Origin of the sequence: Plasticicumulans sp. (genome assembly GCF_035331805.1) — a bacterium.
Classification (GTDB): domain Bacteria; phylum Pseudomonadota; class Gammaproteobacteria; order Competibacterales; family Competibacteraceae; genus Plasticicumulans.
The window spans coordinates 1-4,962 of the sequence record NZ_DAOLKE010000271.1; the positions used below are offsets into that span (position 1 = coordinate 1).

Below are 4,962 nucleotides of genomic sequence, written 5' to 3' on the forward strand. Positions count from 1 at the left end.
CCGACGTGATCGACGAGATTCCGTCCGCGTACAAGGACATCGACGCGGTGATGCACGCGCAACGCGATCTGGTCGAGGTCGTGCACACGCTGAAGCAGCTCGTCTGCGTGAAGGGCTGAGCGCCGGGCGCGGTGACGGGCGGCAGTCCCGCCACCGCGCCTTCACCGCCGGCCTGAAAGCGTGCACCAGTCGCCGTGCTCTCGCTCCCGCCCCAGAATCACCCGACACAAGGCTCTGAAAGGACAACCGCCATGCGACCGTCTCTGGCTCTGGCCTCGAACCGTGAAGCCGCCCGTGCCGCGGTACTTCGCTACCGCACGACCAATCTGCGCGTGTTCGGATCGGTGCTGCGCGGCGAGGACCGCGAAGGCAGCGATCTCGATCTGCTGGTCGATCCGCTGCCCGGCACGACGCTGTTCGATCTCGGTGGCCTGCAGGTCGAGCTGGAAGACCTGCTCGGCGTGCCGGTCGACCTGCTGACACCGGGTGACCTGCCCGAGCACTGGCGAGCCGCGGTGCTGGCCGAGGCCCGGCGGGTATGAAACCGCAGAGCGCCATTGATTACATCGACCATATCCTGCAGGCCGCCAGACTGGCCTGCGAATACGTGGACGGCTGGGAACGGGAGCAGTTTTTCAAGGATCGCCGCACACAGCAGGCGGTGATCCTGAATCTGATCGTGATCGGAGAAGCCGCCACCCGCCTGATGCAGGAATATCCGCAAATCATCGAGCGCTTTCCGGAAGTTCCCTGGCGCAGCATGAAGGGCATGCGCAACCGGATTGCCCACGGCTATTTCGAAATCAACCTGCAGATCATCTGGGATACGGTCCGGACGGCATTGCCGGCGCTGATCGGCCAACTGGAAGCATTGCGATCGGCGCAGGGGAATGATGGCAATCACACGGGACCAGACACCTAATGCAGGGGTTTCGCTTCCTCCCGATCCTTTCCCACCAGCGACGAGCAAATGAAAACGAAGCGTCCCGGTGCGATCAGCATGGCAGATCCATGCATTACAAACGATGCCGGACCAGTGCCTCCACCAGACACCTGATGAACAAGAATTCGCGCTCCATTTCCTGCCGGTGCCATTCGGACCGGCCAGGTCGGGCATGACTGGACCATCCGGATGAACACCGAAATCACCTCTCCCCCCGCCCCCCGCATCATCGCCGCCCCCGACAGCTGGATCGAAGGCGCCGCCGTGCAGCAGCTCGAAGCCGTGGCCGCGCTGCCCGGCATGCAGCGCGCGGTCGGCATGCCCGACCTGCACCCCGGCAAGGTCACGCCGATCGGTGCGGCGTTTGCGAGCGTCGGGCTGATCCATCCGGCGCTGGTCGGCAACGACATCGGCTGCGGCATGGGCCTGTGGACGACGGAGCTGAAGCGCGCGAAGGCGAAGCCGGCGGCGCTGGCCGGGCGGCTGCACGGGCTCGACGGGCCGTGGGATGGCGATACCGCCGCGCGCCTCGCCGCCGCGGGACTGGCGCCGACCGCGTGCGATGCCGCGCTCGGCACCATCGGCGGCGGCAATCACTTCGCCGAGCTGCAGGCGATCGAGGCGATCCACGATGCGCCGGCCGTCGCCGCGCTCGGGCTGGAGGCCGAGCGCCTGCTGCTGCTCGTACACAGCGGCTCGCGCGGCCTCGGTGAACACATCCTGCGCGCGCACGTCGAGCGCCACGGTCACGCGCCGCTGGCCGCCGACAGCGACGACGGCCGGGCGTATCTCGAACAACACGAGCACGCCCGGCGCTGGGCGATCGAGAACCGCGCGCTGATCGCCGCGCGCATCAGCGACTGCCTGCGCACCACCGGCGAGCGCCGGCTCGATGTCTGCCACAACAGCGTCTCGGCCGCGCTCGTCGACGGCTGCGCCTGCTGGCTGCACCGCAAGGGCGCCGCGCCCGCCGATGCCGGGCCGGTGGTCGTGCCGGGTTCGCGCGGCAGCTTCAGCTATCTGGTGCAGCCGGCGCCCGACAGCGAGGCGACGCTGTATTCGATCGCGCATGGCGCCGGGCGCCGGTGGAAGCGCAGCGACACGCGCGCGCGGCTGCAGCGGCGCTTCACGGCCGATGACCTGACCCGCACCGCGCTCGGCAGCGAAGTGGTCTGCGAGGACCGCGAACTGCTCTACGAGGAAGCCCCGCCGGCCTACAAGGACATCGACACGGTGATCCGCGACCTCGTCGATGCCGGGCTGGCGCGCGTGCTGGCGGTGCTGCGCCCGCTCGTCACCTACAAGCTGCGCGCGCGGGTGCGGGCATGAACGCCGCCGGTGGCTGGCTGCAGCTCAGCAGCGGGCGCGGCCCGGCCGAATGCGGCTGGGTGATCGCGCAACTGCTGCCGAAGCTCGTCGCCGCCGCCACGGCCGCCGGGCTGACGGCGAAGCTGCTCGACAGCAGCCCCGGCCCGCTGCCCGGCACGCTGGCATCGGCGCTGCTCGCCGTCGACGGCGAAGGCTTCGAGCCGTTCGCGCGCGACTGGACCGGCAGCGTGCAGTGGATCGGCGCGAGCCCGTTCCGGCCGGCGCACAAGCGGCGCAACTGGTTCGTCGCCATCGACCGGCTCGATGCGCCGCGCGAACTGCCGTGGCGGGCCGATGACGTGCGCGTCGAGACGCTGCGCGCCGGCGGCCCCGGCGGCCAGCACGTCAACCGCACCGACAGCGCCGTGCGCCTGACCCACCGCCCGAGCGGCCTGCAGGTGCTGGCGCGCGAGGAACGCTCGCAGCACCAGAACCGCCGCCTCGCCGAACAACGCCTCGCCGCGCGGCTGGCCGCCCTCGCCCGCACCGATCGCAGCGACACCGACGCCGAACGCTGGCGCTGCCACGACCGCCTGATCCGCGGCAACGCCCGGCGCGTGTTCGTCGGCCCGGGCTTCGACGAGCGCGGCTGACGGACCGGCACGGCACATCCGGCACGGCACATAGATAAGGAACCGATCCGATGTCATCCGATTTCCTGCTGATCGACGGGGCCGCCGGCGAAGGCGGCGGACAGATCCTGCGCAGTGCGCTCAGCCTGTCGATGCTGAGCGGCCGTGCCTTCCGCATCGAGCGCATCCGCGCCGGCCGCGAGCGGCCCGGCCTGCTGCGCCAGCACCTGACCGCCGTGCAGGCTGCCGCCGACCTCTGCGCTGCCGAAGTCGAAGGCGCGCAGGCCGGCAGCCAGACGCTCGCCTTCCGCCCCGGCCCGATCCGTGCCGGCGACTGGCACTGGTCCATCGGCACCGCCGGCTCCTGCACGCTGGTGCTGCAGACCGTGCTGCCGGCGCTCTGGCACGCGCCCGCTCCGAGCCGCGTGCGCATCGAGGGCGGCACGCACAACCCGGCCGCGCCGCCGGCCGACTTTCTGCAGCGCGCCTGGCTGCCGTTGCTCGCCGGCATCGGCCTGCACGCCGATCTCAGGCTGCTGCGCCACGGCTTCTACCCCGCCGGCGGCGGCGCCATCGAAGTCACGGTGACGCCGGCCGCCACGCTGACGCCGCTGCGACTCGAACAGCGCGGCACGCTGCGCAGCACCGGTGCCGAAGCCCTGTTCGCGGCCCTGCCGGCCGGCATCGCCGAACGCGAACTCGCCGAAGTGGCCCGCCGCCTCGGCTGGCCGGCGGAAAGCCTGAAGCTGCGCGGCCTGCCGGCCGAGCGCGGCCCCGGCAACGCGCTGCTGCTGACGCTCGAACACGAGGCGCTGACCGAGGTGTTCACGGCCTACGGCGAGCGCGGCGTCAGCGCCGAAACCGTCGCCCGCCGCGTCAGCAACACCGCCGCGCGCTATCTGGCCAGCCGCGCCGCGGTCGGCCCGTATCTGGCTGATCAGCTGCTGCTGCCGCTGGCGCTGGCCGGCGGCCACTTCACGACCGTCGAACCCTCGGCGCACACGCGCAGCAACCTCGACGTGATCCGCCAGTTCCTGCCCGATCTGCGCATCGGCTTCGACGAGATCGGCCCGGACCTCTGGCGCATCCACGCCGCCCCGCCGGCCTGAATCCCCCGCCCCGCAGCCGCTCGCTGCCACGCAGGCAAGCGCGAGCCCTGCCGATGCACGCATGCCTGCCGGCGATGCCGACCTCGCTGCCGCGCAGCGATGGATGCTTGCGCCGGATGGGTGGGCCGATGGCGCGCAGGGAAACGCCGATGGCGTGGATGGAAGTGCCGATGGCGCGCATGAAAGCGTGCATGCCGCGCAGCGATCGATGCCTGCGCCGCATCGATGGCTGCCTGAGCTGCAGGGGCCGGGCTTGCCGGCGGACGCAAGTGCAAGCCGCGCGCACGCATCCGCAAGGCTTTTTCATGGGTCCGCAAGCCGCGCGGCAAGGTCCGCAAGGCTTGCGCATAGGTCGATGCCTGCGGCGGCAAGCTCCGCAAGTCTTTTCGATAGCTCGATGCCTGCCGGCGCAGGCAAGTGCAAGCCGCGCGGCAAGGTCGGCAAGCGTTTCGGATAGGTCGATGCCTGCGGCGGCAAGGTCCGCGAGCGTTTTGCCAAGGTCCGCAAGTCTTTCGGATAGCCCGTAGGCTGGGTTGACGCAGGAAACCCAGCGACCGCGGCGATGGCGATCCCCCGCTGCCTCCAACGCCTGCGAAGCTGGGTTTCGTTCCTCAACCCAGCCTACGAGCTTCGTAGGATGGGCTGACGAAGGAAGCCCATCTTCCGCGCGATGCACGCGACAGATGGGCTTCGCTGCGCTCAGCCCATCCTACGAGTTCTGCCGGACTTGCTCCCACAAGGACCGGATGGCTGTTCTGGCCTCTGGATCATCGATCTGCTGCAGCAGAGCTTCGAGCGCCGGCTCGTCGAGCTGTTGCAGGAACGCTCCGATGTCCAGTTGAGTTCCAGCCGCAGATTCATCCGCCGCCGGCGGTTCCGGCAGGTTCTCGCCCCGCGCCTGCGCCAGCACGCTTGCGAATGCCGGCAGCACCACCGCCCGGCCGTCGAGCCGGCATTGCGCGTCGTCGAG

General features: G+C 70.3%; 7 protein-coding genes. 6 read left to right on the forward strand and 1 reads right to left on the reverse strand.

The window, feature by feature from the left end; genetic code table 11:
• From PKE44_RS14995 to rtcA, 6 genes are all read left to right on the forward strand, one after another.
• On the forward strand, positions 1-119 hold a 119-nt coding region (locus PKE44_RS14995; RefSeq protein WP_324552622.1), incomplete at its 5' end, for an RtcB family protein.
• A 132-nt stretch (positions 120-251) separates the two neighbouring features.
• Positions 252-542, forward strand: coding sequence for a nucleotidyltransferase family protein (locus PKE44_RS15000; RefSeq protein WP_324552610.1), 291 nt, complete (start codon positions 252-254; stop codon positions 540-542).
• Positions 539-922, forward strand: a complete 384-nt coding sequence (locus tag PKE44_RS15005; RefSeq protein ID WP_324552612.1) for a DUF86 domain-containing protein — start codon at positions 539-541, stop codon at positions 920-922. Before PKE44_RS15000 ends, PKE44_RS15005 begins: the two co-directional genes overlap by 4 nt.
• Before the next feature lie 210 nt (positions 923-1,132).
• Positions 1,133-2,272 (forward strand): RNA ligase RtcB family protein, encoded by a 1,140-nt coding sequence (locus PKE44_RS15010; RefSeq protein WP_324552614.1) that lies wholly within the window; start codon positions 1,133-1,135, stop codon positions 2,270-2,272.
• Positions 2,269-2,904, forward strand: a complete 636-nt coding sequence (gene prfH, locus PKE44_RS15015; RefSeq protein ID WP_324552616.1) for a peptide chain release factor H — start codon at positions 2,269-2,271, stop codon at positions 2,902-2,904. Before PKE44_RS15010 ends, prfH begins: the two co-directional genes overlap by 4 nt.
• 50 nt (positions 2,905-2,954) lie before the next feature.
• A complete protein-coding gene (rtcA, locus tag PKE44_RS15020; RefSeq protein WP_324552618.1) occupies positions 2,955-3,992 on the forward strand; it encodes an RNA 3'-terminal phosphate cyclase in 1,038 nt (345 codons plus the stop codon).
• A gap of 709 nt (positions 3,993-4,701) precedes the next feature.
• On the opposite strand, the gene PKE44_RS15025 is transcribed toward rtcA, so the two are convergent.
• Positions 4,702-4,962 (reverse strand): hypothetical protein (locus tag PKE44_RS15025; RefSeq protein ID WP_324552620.1); only part of this gene is annotated, 261 nt, incomplete at its 5' end.

Bases quoted from the DNA above. Each gene is read 5' to 3' on its own strand.
- PKE44_RS15000 (WP_324552610.1), top strand. From the start codon at position 252: ATGCGACCGTCTCTGGCTCTGGCCTCGAACCGTGAAGCCGCCCGTGCC.
- PKE44_RS15005 (WP_324552612.1), top strand. From the start codon at position 539: ATGAAACCGCAGAGCGCCATTGATTACATCGACCATATCCTGCAGGCC.
- PKE44_RS15010 (WP_324552614.1), top strand. From the start codon at position 1,133: ATGAACACCGAAATCACCTCTCCCCCCGCCCCCCGCATCATCGCCGCC.
- prfH (WP_324552616.1), top strand. From the start codon at position 2,269: ATGAACGCCGCCGGTGGCTGGCTGCAGCTCAGCAGCGGGCGCGGCCCG.
- rtcA (WP_324552618.1), top strand. From the start codon at position 2,955: ATGTCATCCGATTTCCTGCTGATCGACGGGGCCGCCGGCGAAGGCGGC.